This is a genomic window from Faecalicatena orotica (assembly GCF_003149245.1).
GTDB classification, from domain to species: Bacteria; Bacillota; Clostridia; order Lachnospirales; family Lachnospiraceae; genus Faecalicatena_A; species Faecalicatena_A orotica.
Genome location: NZ_QGDL01000005.1, coordinates 300,407 through 316,698 on the forward strand (window position 1 = coordinate 300,407; position 16,292 = coordinate 316,698).

14 protein-coding genes are annotated in these 16,292 nt (G+C 47.1%); all 14 read left to right on the forward strand.

Annotated elements, in window-relative coordinates; all coding sequences use genetic code 11:
* Window positions 1-184 precede the first annotated feature (184 nt).
* Window positions 185-613, forward strand: coding sequence for a phosphonate C-P lyase system protein PhnG (gene phnG / locus A8806_RS10260; RefSeq protein ID WP_181368656.1), 429 nt, complete (start codon window positions 185-187; stop codon window positions 611-613).
* 3 nt (window positions 614-616) lie between these two features.
* Window positions 617-1,213 (forward strand): phosphonate C-P lyase system protein PhnH, encoded by a 597-nt coding sequence (gene phnH / locus A8806_RS10265; protein ID WP_109731095.1) that lies wholly within the window; start codon window positions 617-619, stop codon window positions 1,211-1,213.
* Between the two features lie 41 nt (window positions 1,214-1,254).
* Window positions 1,255-2,358 (forward strand): carbon-phosphorus lyase complex subunit PhnI, encoded by a 1,104-nt coding sequence (locus A8806_RS10270; RefSeq protein ID WP_109731096.1) that lies wholly within the window; start codon window positions 1,255-1,257, stop codon window positions 2,356-2,358.
* Complete coding sequence (locus A8806_RS10275; RefSeq protein WP_109731097.1) at window positions 2,351-3,196, forward strand: alpha-D-ribose 1-methylphosphonate 5-phosphate C-P-lyase PhnJ; 846 nt, start codon at window positions 2,351-2,353, stop codon at window positions 3,194-3,196. The genes A8806_RS10270 and A8806_RS10275 overlap by 8 nt, the downstream gene beginning before the upstream one ends.
* Window positions 3,193-4,026 (forward strand): ATP-binding cassette domain-containing protein, encoded by an 834-nt coding sequence (locus A8806_RS10280; protein ID WP_330405326.1) that lies wholly within the window; start codon window positions 3,193-3,195, stop codon window positions 4,024-4,026. Before A8806_RS10275 ends, A8806_RS10280 begins: the two co-directional genes overlap by 4 nt.
* 59 nt (window positions 4,027-4,085) lie before the next feature.
* Complete coding sequence (locus tag A8806_RS10285) at window positions 4,086-5,273, forward strand: alpha-D-ribose 1-methylphosphonate 5-triphosphate diphosphatase (RefSeq protein ID WP_109731098.1); 1,188 nt, start codon at window positions 4,086-4,088, stop codon at window positions 5,271-5,273.
* An 8-nt stretch (window positions 5,274-5,281) separates the two neighbouring features.
* The gene (locus A8806_RS10290) at window positions 5,282-5,992 is read left to right on the forward strand and encodes a phosphonate C-P lyase system protein PhnL (RefSeq protein ID WP_109731099.1); all 711 of its coding nucleotides are present in this window, start codon (window positions 5,282-5,284) and stop codon (window positions 5,990-5,992) included.
* Window positions 5,992-6,804: a PHP domain-containing protein gene (locus tag A8806_RS10295; RefSeq protein ID WP_109731100.1), complete on the forward strand. Its 813-nt coding sequence runs from the start codon at window positions 5,992-5,994 to the stop codon at window positions 6,802-6,804. Before A8806_RS10290 ends, A8806_RS10295 begins: the two co-directional genes overlap by 1 nt.
* Before the next feature lie 111 nt (window positions 6,805-6,915).
* Window positions 6,916-8,004, forward strand: coding sequence for a putative 2-aminoethylphosphonate ABC transporter substrate-binding protein (locus tag A8806_RS10300; protein WP_109731101.1), 1,089 nt, complete (start codon window positions 6,916-6,918; stop codon window positions 8,002-8,004).
* A 10-nt stretch (window positions 8,005-8,014) separates the two neighbouring features.
* A complete protein-coding gene (locus A8806_RS10305; RefSeq protein ID WP_109731102.1) occupies window positions 8,015-9,037 on the forward strand; it encodes an ABC transporter ATP-binding protein in 1,023 nt (340 codons plus the stop codon).
* 22 nt (window positions 9,038-9,059) lie between these two features.
* Window positions 9,060-10,763, forward strand: a complete 1,704-nt coding sequence (locus A8806_RS10310; RefSeq protein WP_109731103.1) for a putative 2-aminoethylphosphonate ABC transporter permease subunit — start codon at window positions 9,060-9,062, stop codon at window positions 10,761-10,763.
* A 164-nt stretch (window positions 10,764-10,927) separates the two neighbouring features.
* Complete coding sequence (locus tag A8806_RS10315; protein WP_109731104.1) at window positions 10,928-13,855, forward strand: insulinase family protein; 2,928 nt, start codon at window positions 10,928-10,930, stop codon at window positions 13,853-13,855.
* Between the two features lie 72 nt (window positions 13,856-13,927).
* Window positions 13,928-14,827, forward strand: coding sequence for a GTPase Era (gene era / locus A8806_RS10320; RefSeq protein ID WP_109731105.1), 900 nt, complete (start codon window positions 13,928-13,930; stop codon window positions 14,825-14,827).
* A 314-nt stretch (window positions 14,828-15,141) separates the two neighbouring features.
* Window positions 15,142-15,858, forward strand: coding sequence for a DNA repair protein RecO (recO, locus tag A8806_RS10330; protein ID WP_109731107.1), 717 nt, complete (start codon window positions 15,142-15,144; stop codon window positions 15,856-15,858).
* Window positions 15,859-16,292: the final 434 nt, after the last annotated feature.

The window sequence follows — 16,292 nt, forward strand, 5'->3', positions numbered from 1 at the left end:
CCCCTTTGCGGTACCTTCCGGTTTCCTCTGGATTATATCAACATAAATATAGGCACACAACACAATTCAGACAACTTTACAGAGAGTTTACGCAATTTAGTTGGCGACTTTACATACCTGCAATAAGATGCACAAAGAAGCGGAAAAACAGGTTTCTATTCATAGAAGTTGGGAGGGTACATGGATGACAAAACGGGAGGTTTCCAGGATTCTGGCGAGGGCGTCTAAGGAGGAAGTGGCAGAGACTGCGTCTATTGTTTATGAACGATGCAGGGTGCAGATTATGAAGCAGCCGCAGAAAACTCTGGTTATGGTGAAGGCCCGGGAATCGATAAAGAAGTCCTTATTCTATCTCGGGGAGGTGCTGGCGTCAGAGTGCATGGTCCTTGTGGATGGTGTGAAGGGGGCAGGAATGATAGCGGGGGATGATTTTGAGAAAGCTGTGGCGGCAGCCGTGATTGATGGTTTTCTGAATCTGGAGGGCAGGCAGGATGAAAAGAAGGTTATACTGGACCGGCTTTTGATGCTGGAAAACCGTCAGGCTGAAAAGCGGGCGGAATTGAACCTTGCAGTCCAAAAGTCAAAGGTGAACTTTAATGTGATGGGAGAATAGGCAATGGCAGTGAATTTAAAATTGGCGTATGAGTTTGATTTTGTGTTTGACGGGCAGCAGGTGTTTCGAAAACTGCTGGATGCCCTGTCCAATCCGGGGAGGATTGAGAATATCAGAGTACAGGCGGGAAAATTTGAAAATGCGTATCCAGAGCTTATGGCTCTTGGGTGTACGCTGCTCGATAATGAAGAAACGATGTATGTGGAAAAAAATCCGGATCTTTCGTCTGAGCTGCACAGCCTGACTTTATGCCATGAGGGAAGTCTGGACGAAGCGGATTATGTGTTTCTCTCTTCGGAAATGAACTATGGTTCTATGGAGCAGATCCTTAAGAATGTAAAGCATGGTACTTATGCGGACCCCCAGTTATCGGCGACTATATTCCTGAAGTGCGCGGCGATAGAAGGGACGGAGGAGATGAAGGTACAGGGGCCGGGGATCAAAGATACGCTCTGGGTCAATGTGTATCCTTACATAAAAAAGGTGACTGCGCTGCGTGACAGCCTCCATATTGAATATCCGCTTGGAATAGACCTGGTCTTTGCGGATACAAAGGGGAACATCATGGGGGTTCCACGTTTGTGCAGGCTGAAAGACTGATACCGGCATGACACATTTATTAGCAGAAAAGGAGAAAAAAGATGGCTTATGTAGCAGTAACCGGCGGCCGGGAGGCGATTGAACAGTCCCTGAAGCTGCTGGAGATATTCCGGGACAGTAAAACTGATATCAGTGTGTCCTGCATCAAAGACAACATGGGGCTTTTAATCGACAAAATTATGAGTGAAGCCGGATTTTATTCACGGGAATATGCGGCACTGGCGCTGAAACAGTGCGAGGGCAGCGTGGAGGAGGCTGTTTTCCTTCTGCGGGCATACCGCTCCACCCTCCCGAGGAATTATTATTCCCTGCCGGTCGATACCTCCAAGATGCGGCTGATCAGGAGAATTTCGGCGGCATTCAAGGATATACCGGGAGGCCAGATACTGGGACCGACTTACGATTATTCCCACCGCCTTCTGGACTTTTCCCTCATGGATGGGGAAGAAAACAACCGGCAGCAAAAAAAGAAAGAAAAAGTAAGTGAAGATACTGGCAGGAGTGTTGCAAAGGAAGGATATGATATCCGCTGCGGACGTGTGACGGACATCCTGAAAAAAGAGAAGGTGCTGGCGGAGACAGAGGAGGACAATACCCCTCCGTTCGATGTGACAAGCGATGTGCTGACATTTCCCGCACCGAGAAGCGCGAGACTGCAGACATTTGCAAGGAGTGACGCCGGTTTCCTTGGCGGGGTGGCCTACAGTTCCATGCGGGGATACGGGGCGGTCCATCCAACAGTTTCTGAACTGCGCTGCGGCTATGTCGAAGTCTGCATCCCCTATGTACTGGATGAATCTGAGGAAATCTGTATCGGGGATATTCTGGTCACAGAGGTCGAGGCGCTTGTCCCCTCCCACACGGAAACAGAGGAAGAGTTTGATAAAATGACACTTTCCGGAGGATATGGACTCATCTTCGGAAGAAATGAAAATAAAGCAATCGCGATGTCCATTGCGGATGCGAGTCTGGAAACGGAGGGGAACACACCTTCCCAGGACGAGGAATTTGTGCTGACCCACGGGGACTGTCTGGAAATGAGCGGCTTTATTTCCCATCTGAAGCTGCCGCACTATGTCACCTTCCAGTCAAAACTGGACCGTGTCAGAATACAGGAGGATGAGCAGGAGGAGAAAAATGATTGACGCGAAGCATTATAATTTTGCATTCCTTGATGAGGGCTCAAAACGGGAAATCAGAAGGAGCATCTTAAAAGCAGTGGCAATTCCGGGATATCAGGTTCCGTTCGGGTCCCGTGAGCTGCCAATCGGAAGGGGATGGGGAACAGGGGGAATCCAGATCACGCTTTCGATCATCGGAAAGGAAGATGTACTCAAAGTCATTGACCAGGGCAGTGATGACAGTGTGAATGCGGTAAATATCAAGAAACTGGTCGAAGAGTGCACAGGTGTAGAACTGACTACAGATTCAGAGGAGGCCAGCATCATCCAGAGCCGCCACCGTATTCCGGAGATTCCGATGAGAAACGATCAGATTCTGGTATTACAGGTACCGACCCCGGAGCCCTTACGCATCGTGGAACCGAAAGAATCTGTCACAAAACAGATGCATGCAGAAGCGGAATACAGCGGCATGTGGCTGTCCCTGTTTGAGGATCTGACCCGGTTCGGGGAGATCAGCATCAGTTCGGAATACCCGGTCATGGCCGAGGGGCGGTATGTTATGAATCCCAGCCCGATCCCGAGATACGACAATCAGAAACTGAATGACAGTGACACCCTGTATCTGTTCGGTGCGGGGCGCGAGAAAAAAATATATGCAGTTCCCCCCCACACAAAGATAGAGTCCATGTGTTTCGAGGATGTTCCTTTTCAGACAGAGGATTTCGAAGGCAAACACTGCAGGCTCTGTGGGGCGGCAGGCGTTTATCTGGATGAAATCATTGACGAGAAGACAGGCGAAACGGTATACGAATGCAGCGATACCGGGTTCTGCCAAAAAAGAAGGGAGCGTGGGGCATGATGGAACAGCCGGTACTGGAAGTGAAGAACCTGACGGTCCGTTACGGCAGGACCTGTGAGTACTGCAGAAATGGCAGCAGGCTGGTGAAGAATACCTGTCCGCACTGCAAGACGGTATGGGCATGCAATGATATTAACGTGACACTCTATGAAGGGGAAATACTTGGCATTGTCGGGGAATCGGGTTCAGGGAAATCCACTTTGATGAAGAGCCTTTATTTTGACTTCCCTGTTACAGAAGGAAAAGGATATCTCCGGGATTTTGAAGACGGCAGGACGGATATTTTCGGACAAAGCCTGCAGCAGAAAAAATATATCAAGAATCATGTCATGGGGATGGTGTACCAGAACCCTATGCTGGGACTGCGCATGGACTATTCCAGTGCCGGCAATATTGCAGAGAAACTAATAGCGGCAGGACGGCGTAACTATGCCGGGATGAATGAACGTGTCGGGGAGCTGCTCGATGCCGTAGAGATCCTGCAGTCAAGAAAGAAAGAGCCCCCGAAAAACTTCAGCGGCGGAATGCAGCAGCGCGTACAGATATCAAAGGCGCTGGCAAATAACCCGGCAATCCTCCTGCTGGATGAGGTGACGACCGGGCTGGACTTATCCGTACAGGCGAAGGTGCTGGAACTAATACGCAGGATCAGGCAGGAATTCCATATATCGATTATGCTTGTGTCCCATGATCTGGCGGTCATCAGGATGCTCTCAGACCGGACTATCGTCATGCTGGACGGGAAAATAATCGAGCAGGGACTGACCGACCAGATTCTGGATGACCCGCAGCAGCCGTATACGCAGCAGCTGGTGCACTCCCTGCTGTAAGCCTGAGGGGATTTTGGGCTTAGGGGAGTCTGCGAAAAGAATGTGATAAGGAGAGGGAAATGAAAAAAATCATTACAAATGGCAGGATCATCCTAAAGGAACAGCTTCTGGACGGCTGTGACATCATTCTTGAGGATGGCCTGATCAGTGGAATACAAAGAGCGGGAAGTATGGATATGACAGGGGACATATCCGTATATGATGCAAAAGGGGGCTATATCATGCCCGGGATTATTGACATTCATTCCGACATGATTGAAGCCTATATCCAGCCGAGGAGCACCGCGGTCATGGATTTTGAAATGGGGCTTGGTGAGGCGGAACGGGTGCTGGCCGTCTGCGGAATTACGACGATGTTCCATTCCATTTCCATGTTCCGCGACGGGTCCTGGGATGTAAAGGAAATCCGGAAAGCGCCGCAGGTGAAAAGGCTGGCAGAACTAATCAGCGGGTACAGGCACAAGAAGAGACTGATCCGCCACAGGTATCATCTGCGCTACGAGATAGACAATCTGGACTGCTATGAGGATGTCAAAAAAATGCTGGAGGACGGTTTCGTCGACCTGCTTTCCTTCATGGATCATTCCCCGGGACAGGGGCAGTATAAAAATCTGGATGTATACAGAAAACACCAGCCGGGGGAAGGAAAAAAGATTTCGGATGAAGATTTTGAAAAGCTGGTGGAACGGGAAAAAAATAAGAATACTGTTACTCTGGATGAGTTGAAAGTACTGGCAGAAACGGCCGGGAAAAGGGGCATTTCCATAGCCAGTCATGATGATGATACAATAGAAAAGCTGGAATTGAACAAGGAGCTTGGGATAAAAATCAGTGAGTTCCCGATCACCTTAGAGGTGGCAAAGGCTGCTTCAAAAGAAGGATTCATGACCGTTCTGGGGGCGCCAAATATTTTGCTGGGGGGATCACACTCGGGTAATTTATCTGCAATGGATGCCATCCGGGAGAATGCGGCGGGCATTCTTGTTTCTGATTATTACCCGCAGGCCCTGCTCCAGTCCGTCTTTTATCTGTATCAGGAGCAGGGCATCCCCCTGTGGGAGGCGGTCCGGTATGTGACGATAAATCCTGCGAAGGCGGTTGGGCTGGACCGGATGCTGGGCTCTGTTGAGATCGGGAAAAAGGCGGACCTGCTCGTAGTGGATGCCTCGGGAAAAAGGCCGGTCCCGGAGTTTGTGTTTGTCAATGGTGAATGTGTGGCAGAATGTCATTACCGCGCGGCGGATTAGGAGGAGAGATGGAAAAGATACTGGAAATACAGGGATTGTCGAAACAATTTTATTTATATGAACAGGATCGGGAAATCAAGAGCTGCAGTGATATTACCTTTACTTTGAATAAGGGCGGGTTTATCGGAATTGTGGGGACGTCGGGGGCAGGAAAATCAACGGTCCTGCGCTGCATATACCGCACATACCTCGCGACCACGGGGAAAGTGGTATATAACTCTTTGTCTTACGGGAAGCTGGATCTGGTCAGGGCGGATGAAAGAAAAATCATTCACTTAAGGAAGGTGGAGCTTGGGTATGTTTCCCAGTTTCTGACGATCCTGCCGAGAACGACAGCGAGGGAACATGTGATTAACGGTGCACTGGATGCCGGTTTTTCTTATAAGGAATCCGTAGAAAAAGCGGAAGAGATGCTCCGGTATTTTAAACTGAGTGAGACCTTGTGGGACATCTACCCGAATACATTTTCCGGAGGAGAAAAACTTCGCCTGAACCTGGCACATGCAATGGTAAAAGCACCCCGGCTGCTGCTGCTGGATGAGCCGACGGCCTCCCTTGACAATGACACAAAGCTGCTCGTAAAGGAGCTGCTGATGAAACTAAAAAAAGAGGGGACATCCATGATCGGTATATTCCATGATCTGGAGTTCATGGAAGGGCTGTGCGACCATGTTTATAATATTTCAAAAGGAAGTTTCCAGAAAGGAGAGGCATTATAATGTATGCAGCAGATTTACATATACACACAGATGTGTCCGACTGCAGTATGAACGCAGAAGAAATCCTGAAGCTTGCCCTTGATAAAGGAATCACACATCTGGCCTTCACGGACCATGATACCACGGACTGTGCAGGAGAACATCTAAAACTGGCAGAAAAATACGGGATCAGGGCAATCCCGGGAGTAGAAATGTCTGCCTATGATTATAAGAAAAAGAAGAAAGTCCATATCTTAGGATATGGTTATCAGACCAACCGCCAGATCGAGGCGATTGGTCGTGAGACGTTAAAGAAGAGGACAGAAAACTGCCTGAAACAGATAGAAATACTGAACACACTCGGTTACCATGTTCCTGAGGAAGAGGCGGCCAGGATGGGAAGGACTGGCGTTTACAAGCAGCATATACTGGATTATCTTGTAAAAACAGGACAGGAAGAGACGATGTTTGGGGAGGTATATCACAACATCTTTAAAAACAACGGCCCCTGTGATTTTGATATCACCTACCCAGCGGCCGAGGATGTCATACAGGCGATTAAGGCAGATAAAGGAAGTGCAGTGCTGGCACATCCCGGCCAGCAGAACAATTACAGTTCCATTCACCGCCTGACAGAAGCCGGCCTTGACGGAATCGAATTAAACCATCCGTCCCACAGGAAAAATGACAGGATAAGAGTAGAGGAATACTGCCGGACCTATCAGCTCATCATGACGGGCGGCAGTGATTTCCACGGCAGCTATGAAAAGACAAGGACAGAACTTGGCGGTTTTCCCGCCCATAAGAGCAGCGAGATCCTTTTCCTGTCATAAAAAACCACGATTTACATCATTTTACATAATTTATACAAAAAGCCGATGAAGATTCAACATTTGGACGCTATACTTCGTTTGTAATCTTAAAAAAGTTATTTGGAGGTAGTTATGAAGAAAATGATTGTATTGGCTCTTGCAGCCATGTTATCCGTAAGTGTACTGACGGGATGTGTGACGAAAGCTGATGCCAGCGGGACAGGGACAGAAGATACTGCCCAGGCAGCGGACGAGAATGTACTTAATGTTTATACGGCTCTGGAAGATGAGCAGGTTGCGGATTACCTGACTGAGTTCAAGGAGCAGAACCCGGATGTGACTGTAAATGTTACGAGGGAATCTACAGGTATTATTACATCAAAGCTCCTTGCAGAAAAAGACAATCCAGTAGCGGATGTAGTATGGGGATTATCAGCAACAAGCCTGCTCGTGCTCGGTCAGGATGATATGCTGGAGGGATATTCACCCGAGGGCGTTGATAAGATTCTGCCAGAATTCAAGGATGATGCGGAGATTCCGACCTGGGTCGGGATTGATGCATGGGAGACAGCATTCCTTGTAAATAAGGAAGTACTGAAGTCCAAGGGGATTGATACCGTTCCCCAATCTTATGAAGACCTGCTGGATCCGAAGTATAAAGGCCTGATCGTAATGTCCAACCCTGCATCCTCAGGGACGGGGCTGCTGACTGTAAATGGTATCCTGAACTTATACGGCGACGAAGAGGGATGGGATTATCTGGACAAGCTGCATGAAAATGTTGCAGTCTATATGCACTCCGGTTCCCAGCCGGCAAAATCTGCGGCAGCAGGGGAATACGGAATTGGTATTTCCTTCGGATACCGCTGTATCCAGTCAGCCGAAGAAGTAGGAAGTGACATCTGTGAGGCTGTATTCCCGAAGGAAGGTTCCGGATGGGACATGGAAGCGAACGCTCTGATTAAGAAAGATCAGGAAAAAGAGATTTCTAAGAAGTTTCTTGACTGGGCGATTTCAGAGAATGTAATGAAAAAATATGCGACAAACTATCCGATCGTGGCAACAGGTGTTGGTGACAATATTCCGGAAGGATATTCCCAGAATCCGATTGACCAGCTGATTCCGGACATGGACTTTAACAAGGCTGCAAAGGACAGGGAATCAGTACTTGAAACATGGACGGAGAAATACGATTCCAAGAGTGCTCAGGAAGAAGGTTAGAGGCAGGACTATGAGTGTAAGTTTAAAAATTAGCGGCGTTTCAAAGGTATTTGATAAGAACGTAGCATTGAATAACGTAGACTTACAGATCCAGGCAGGCGAATTTGTCTGCCTGCTTGGCCCGTCAGGCTGCGGCAAATCAACGCTACTGCGATTGATTGCCGGTCTGGACAGGCCGAGTGAAGGTAAGATCTATATCAATGACAGAGATGTGACGAACCTTCCTCCTTCCAGAAGGAATTTCGGTATTATGTTCCAGTCATACGCCCTTTTCCCGAATCTTTCTGCGTTTGAAAATGTGGCATACGGACTGCGTAATAAGAAGATGAAGAGCAAGGATATCCAGGAGCGCGTAGACCGGCTGTTTGAAATGATCAAGTTGACGAGTGCAAAGGACCGGCTTCCGTCCCAGATGTCCGGAGGGGAGCAGCAGAGGGTCGCACTGGCCAGGGCGCTTGCGACGGAACCTGATTTTCTCCTTCTGGATGAACCACTGTCCGCGCTGGATGCGAAGGTGCGTATCTCCCTGCGGAAAGAAATATGCAATATACAGAAAGAATTGAACCTGACGACGATCATGGTAACACATGACCAGGATGAGGCACTGACTATGGCGGACAGAATTGTCGTGATGAATAAGGCGGTCGTGATGCAGGAAGGAACGCCGGAAGAAATCTATGAACACCCGGAGAATCCGTTTGTGGCGGATTTTATCGGTTCTATTAATTTTATTGATAAAGAAAAAAGCAAAGTATATGACCTTGGAAATTATGAGCGTGTTGCAATACGTCCTGAAAAAATAGAAATCACAAGAAACCCGTCTGACAATGTGCTCCGCGGCAGGATCACGGATATCGAATTCAGAGGTTTTTATGACCGTGTTTCTGTTCAGGTGAGCCATGTTCTTTACGGAGATATGGTTCTGTATGTGGATGTTCCTTTCCAGACGGCAAAAGAGATGAAATTCAGGGTGGGGGAGAATGTGTACGTGAATTTGCCGAAAGAAGAACTGCTGTGTTTTGAATCAGCATGATGGGGAAGGAGATTAACATGACATGGAACGTATAAAAGCAAAAATAAGAGGGGGGACGAAGGAAGACATTGTCAGGGGAATCCTGATCTGCTGCGTTGTTTTATTTCTCGTTTTGTTTCTGGTATTTCCTCTGTGCACCCTCTTTATGAAGGCATTCCAGAATAAAGACGGGGCATTTGTCGGACTTGACCAGTTTATGAAATATTTTCAGAGCAAGTCAATGGTTTATTCCATTTCACATACATTTTTTATAGCAATCGTTTCTACTATAATATCCGTGACAATGGCTTTCTTTTTTTCCTATGCGCTTTCCAGAAAAAATGTACCCTGGAAGGGGTTTTTCAGATATATCGGCATGATACCGATCTTTGCACCAACGATGCTGCTGGGTATCGCACTGATCTATCTGTTTGGAAATAAGGGAATCCTGACAGGCCTGGGACTTCAGATTCCACTTTACGGGAAAGTGGGCATTATTATCGCGGAGAGTATCTACTGCTTCCCGGTGGCGACCACGATCCTGATGGTGGCGTTTTCGGCGGCGGATAACCGGTTGTATGAGGCGGCGGATACGATGGGGACATCAGCCATAAGAAAAATGTTTACCATTACGATCCCGAATGTAAAATATGGTCTGATCAGCGCGATTTTCGTGGCATTTACATACAGCTTTACCGATTTCGGGGCCCCGTCGGTTGTCGGGGGCAATTATAATGTTCTGGCGACGGATGTGTATAAGCAGGTCGTCGGGCAGCAGAATTTCAACATGGGGGCCGTGGTCGGAATCATCCTGTTATTCCCGGCCGTCCTGTCCTTCGCGGTAGACCGGATCACCAGCCAGAAGCAGAGCGCCGCAATCAGCGCCAAATCCGTGCCGTACCAGATCAAGCCGCACCGCACCTCGGATACAGCGGCCACCTTATTCTGCCTTCTGGTGACGGTTGCCATGATGCTGTTTTTCGCCGTGGCACTGTTTGCCTCCGTGATAAAGCTGTGGCCTTATAACCTGACATTTACACTTTCAAACTATGATTTAAGCAAGGTATCATCTGGGAATGGTTTCACAGCTTTTAAGAACTCTATTCTGATATCGCTGATCTCGGCATTCCTTGGAACATGCATCACATTTATTGGCGCCTATGTAATCGAGAAGAACCAGAAATTCAAGACGGGCAGGAGGGCGGCCTACCTGTTGTCGATCACTCCGCTTGCAATTCCGGGTACCGTGGTGGGATTGAGTTTTATTATGTTTTTTAATGCACCGTACTTTCAGATTCCGTTCCTTGATGGGTATATGCTGCAGAATCCGTTCCACGGCATATACGGGACCATCTGGATTATTGTTCTTGCCAATATGATCCACTTTTATTCCGTTCCATTCTCCACGGCAACAACGGCGCTGAAGGGACTGGACAAAGAGTTCGAAACCGTCTCGGAATCATTAGCGGTTCCGTTTTATAAGACACTGGGGCGTGTTACCTTACCTTTATGCATGCCCGCAATCTGCGAGATGTGGGTATACTTCTTCGTGAACTCACTTGTGACCGTATCCGCAGTGGTCTTTCTGTTCTCACCGGCGGCACCGATCGCATCCGTTGTCATCGTAAGCATGGAGGGTGCGGGACAGACCGCTCCGGCGGCAGCGATGTGTATGCTTCTGCTGTTTATCAATCTGATTGTGAGACTTCTGTATGAGAATCTGAAAAAATACAGGGGAAGGAAATAGAATATTCCGTTTTTCATAATGGCCTGGGGGCATAATGTCTGCTCCACAGGCTGTTTTTTTCACATTTTTTCTGCATGGAGAAAACATTTGACATATGCAGACCCCTTTTATTGTGTTTGGGAAGATGCTATAATAGGAGCATCGAATAAAAAGTGAGGTGTAATGTGAGTATTTTGGATTTGAATGCATATGAATTGATACAGCAGGAAAACTTATCTGATTTAAAATCGAAAGGCTATCTTTTTAAACATAAAAAGAGCGGGGCGAGGATTCTCCTGATGGAGAATGACGATGACAATAAAGTATTTGCTATCGGTTTTAGGACTCCGCCGTCTGACAGTACGGGTGTTCCGCATATTATGGAACACTCTGTTTTATGTGGTTCAAGGGATTTCCCTGTGAAAGATCCGTTTGTGGAGCTTGTGAAAGGGTCGCTGAATACATTTTTAAATGCGATGACTTACCCGGACAAGACGATTTACCCGGTTGCAAGCTGCAATGACAAGGATTTCCAGAACCTGATGCATGTGTATATGGATGCGGTTCTTTATCCGAATATCTATGAGCATGAGGAGATTTTCCGTCAGGAGGGCTGGAGCTATAAGCTGGACAGTGAAGAGGACAAGCTCGGGTACAATGGAGTTGTTTACAATGAGATGAAGGGGGCGTTTTCCTCACCCGAGGGTGTGCTGGACCGCATGGTTCTGAATTCCCTGTTTCCAGATACTTCTTATGCGAATGAATCAGGCGGGGACCCGGATGTGATTCCGGAACTGACCTATGAGCAGTTCCTTGATTTCCACAGGAAATATTACCATCCTTCCAACAGTTATATCTATCTGTACGGTGACATGGATATGGAGGAAAAGCTTAAGTGGCTGGACCGTGAATATCTGAGTAAGTTTGATAAAGTCGAAGTGGATTCCGAGATCCGTTATCAGGAACCATTTGAAGCTGTGAAAGAAATTGAGATGGAATATTCGATCTCCAGTGAGGAGCCGGAGGAGGACAATACCTATCTTTCTTACAATAAGGTGATCGGGACAAGTCTGGATGAGAAGCTGTACCTTGCGTTCCAGATTCTGGATTATGCGCTTCTGTCTGCCCCGGGCGCACCGCTTAAGAAGGCACTTGTGGATGCGGGGATTGGAAAAGACATCATGGGATCCTATGACAACGGGATTTTGCAGCCTATTTTTTCTGTGATTGCAAAAAATGCTAATCTGGAGCAGAAGGAAGATTTTCTGGATGTGATTGAGAATACGCTGAAGAATCTGGTGGAGAACGGTATTGACAAGAAGGCACTGGAGGCAGGAATCAATTATCATGAATTCCGTTTCCGTGAGGCCGATTTCGGCAGCTATCCGAAGGGAATGATGTATGGACTTCAGCTCTTTGACAGCTGGCTGTATGCAGAGGATAAGCCATTTATCCATATGCAGGCAATTCCGACGTTTGAATTTCTGAAAGCACAGGTGGGGACCGGTTATTTTGAAGAACTGATTCAGAAGTACCTGCTGGATAATACGCACGCTTCTGTCGTGATCGTGAAGCCGGAAAAGGGAAGAACCGCGCGTCTGGATAAGGAACTGGATGACAAACTCCAGAACTATAAGGCGGGTTTAAGTGATGAGGAAGTGAAAAAGCTTGTCCGGGATACGAAGGCACTGATTGAGTATCAGGAAGAGGAAGATTCGAAGGAAGATATGGAGAAGATCCCGGTCCTTCGCAGGGAAGATATTTCGAAAGAGACTGCCCCTATTTATAATGAAGAAAAAGATGTGGACGGGACGAAGATGGTCTATCATGATGTCGATACGAACGGAATCGGTTATTTGACGCTGATGTTCGATTTATCCTGTGTGCCGGAGGAAAAGCTTGCCTATGCAGGACTGCTGCAGGCAGTGCTCGGCCTGATTGATACGACGAACTATGAGTACGGGGAACTGTTTAATGAGATCAATGTGCATACCGGTGGAATCGGGACTTCCCTTGAGTTATATGCGGATGTGACAAAGGTCAAAGAAAAAGACTTCCGTGCCACATTTGAGATTAAAGGAAAAGCACTGTATCCGAAAATGGATGTCCTTTTCAAAATGATGCGCGAGATTCTGATGGAGTCCAGGCTGGACGATGAGAAGCGTCTGAAAGAGATCCTGTCCATGCTGAAGTCCAGGCTGCAGATGAGTTTTCTGTCATCCGGACACACAACTGCCGCACTGCGTGCACTTTCCTATGACTCTCCGCTGGCAAAGTTCAAGGATGATGTGGACGGAATCGGATATTACGAGGCCGTAAAGGAGATTGAGGAACACTTTGAGGAGAAGAAGGGCGAACTGATTGCGAACCTGAAGGAACTGGCTGCAAAGCTCTTTAGGACAGACAACATGATGGTAAGTTATACCGCTTCCGTAGATGGGCTTGAGCCTGCATATGAGGGGATCCGGGAACTTACAAAGAGCCTGCATGAGGAACCTGTGGGTGAAGAGACACCATGCATCATCCACTGCCATAAAAGAAATGAAGGCTTCAAGACCTCTTCCAAAGTACAGTATGTGGCCAGAGTCGGAAACTTCATCGACCACGGCGCCGAGTACAACGGTGCACTTCAGATACTGAAGGTAATCCTAAGTTACGACTACCTGTGGCAGAATATCCGCGTCAAAGGCGGCGCATACGGCTGCATGAGCAGCTTCAACAGACTCGGGGAAGGATACTTTATATCCTACCGTGATCCGAACCTCGAGAAAACAATTGAAGTTTACGAAGGAATCGTAGATTACCTGAAGAACTTCACTGTGGATGAGCGGGATATGACAAAGTACGTGATCGGTACAATCAGCAATATCGACCGCCCGATGAACCCTTCCGCAAAGGGAGACCGCTCGATGAGCCTGTATATGAACCATGTCACTGAAGAAATGGTCAAAAAAGAACGGATGGAAATCTTAGGGGCACAGCAGGAAGATATACGCAGACTGGCCGATGTCGTGGCAGCAGTGCTCAAGGCTGGGCAGCTCTGCGTAATCGGCGGGGAAGAAAAAATAGAGGAACAGAAAACACTATTCAAAGAAGTAAAAACCCTTTTTTAGGGACGTAATCTTTTTCAGTTTTACTACGTCCCAAATTGAGTTAAGTGGTGTACCTAAATGAGAGGAGAACGAATGAAGGATAATTTTAAGTCGGGTTTTGTTACTTTGATCGGACGGCCGAATGTGGGGAAATCTACGTTGATGAACCAGCTGATCGGGCAGAAGATCGCTATCACATCGAATAAGCCCCAGACAACGAGGAACCGTATACAGACGGTGCTGACAACGGATGAGGGGCAGGTTGTTTTTGTGGATACACCGGGAATTCACAAGGCGAAGAATAAGCTTGGTGAATATATGGTGAATGTAGCAGAGAAGACTTTAAATGAAGTGGATGTTGTACTGTGGCTGGTGGAGCCGTCGGATTTTATCGGCGCAGGGGAACAGCATATTATTGAGAAACTAAAGAATGTGAAAACGCCGGTTATTCTCGTTATCAACAAAATTGATATGGTAAAGAAGGAAGAAGTTCTGAGCTATATTGATGTCTACCGTAAGGAATATGATTTTGCAGAGATTGTCCCGGTTTCTGCGAGGAATGGGGATAACACGGATGAACTGGTCAAGGTGATTATGCAGTATCTTCCTTATGGGCCACAATTTTATGACGAAGATACAATTACGGACCAGCCGGAACGCCAGATTGTAGCGGAACTGATACGGGAAAAAGCACTGCACAGTCTGCAGGAAGAAATTCCGCATGGGATTGCGGTTGCGATCGACAGTATGAAGATGCAGAAAAAGGTGATGCATATAGATGCAACGATTATCTGCGAGCGAGATTCCCACAAAGGGATTATTATTGGGAAGCAGGGAAGCATGTTGAAGAAAATTGGCAGTACGGCGCGGTTTGAGATCGAACGCCTGCTGGACTGCAAGGTGAACCTGAAGTTGTGGGTTAAGGTACAGAAAAACTGGCGTGACAGCGATTTCCTGATGAAGAATTTCGGATACCGGGAAGAAGAAAATTAATGAATCGTTTTGCCCGGTGATTGTCAAGGCATTTTGACAAAATAGTACTGGTATATTTTACGAGGTATACTGCTGTCTGAATCGGAGAACCTAATATTATACCCAAAGCGCACATCGTAATACATGCCGCGCGGGCAGATATGACTGAAGAAGAGGTGATCTGATGGAGAAGGAATACTGGCAGCAGTTTACATCCACTGGAAAGGTGGAAGATTATTTAAGTTACAGGATGGAGCAGAAAAGCGGTACATCTGGACTTAATAAGGAAAGAAACAATGAGGTAGGGAACCGTGAATCAGATTGTACTGACAGGAATGGTACTGTCTACAGCTCCGGTTGGAGAGTATGACAGAAGAGTCGTCATATTGACAAAAGAACAAGGGAAAATAGCCGCGTTCGCTAAGGGCTCGAGACGTCCGAACAGTCCTTTGGTGGGGGCGGTAAATCCCTTTACGTTCGGTGAATTCACCATGTATGAAGGGCGGACATCACATACGATACAGTCCGCCAATATTACAAATTATTTTTCGGAACTAAGAAATGATATGATTGGGGCTTACTATGGGTTTTATTTTCTTGAATTTGCGAATTACTATACAAAAGAATTCAATGATGAACGGGAAATGCTGAAACTCTTATACCAGACGCTCAGGGCCCTCTCGAATCCCCATATTCCGAACCGGCTGATCCGTTACATATTTGAACTGAGGGCTTACTGTATTAACGGGGAAGGTCCTCAGGTATTCCAGTGTGTGGTGTGCGGGGATAAAGACCGGCCTGCGGTTTTCAGTGTGAATAAAGGGGGGATAGTTTGTTCGGAATGCGGCCATGATGTGATCGATGGGATGCGTCTGGATGGTTCTACGTTATATAGTATGCAATACATTGAAACTAGCAAAATAGAGAAACTGTATACCTTTAATGTGAAAGAGGAAGTTCTGGAGCAGCTGGCTAAAGTCATGGACAGGTACCGGGATGTGTATGTGGATAAAAAGTTTAAATCTCTGGAAATACTGGAGACACTAAAATAAACACAGCCAGTATACCGAAGTGACAGTAACAGCCATGCCTGATGGTTATGATACCATATGGTAAGTTGAATGGAAATCTCCGTGTTGTGTCACAAGCGTAATGGGAGAATCATGGATCGTGAATTCCAAAACTGAACCCTGTATGCAAGACTAAATCCCACGTACCATTAAAAAACGTACTGATTTAAAGAAATTTTTCATCACATTTGCGCCATTACGTGCTAAAATAAATATGAATTTATAAGAAACTCCATAAACCGGGTACAGCAAACAGACCTCTGGGAGATCGACTTGCAAGACTAACTCCTACAGGTCGGACATGATGATGTGAAAGTTGTCCGGGATATGGTGGCTTGTATTTTTATCGTTTAATGCTTAAGCAGCTTCGGGCTTAGTACCACATCATCAGGTGCTATGTACTGAAGCTGCAGTGC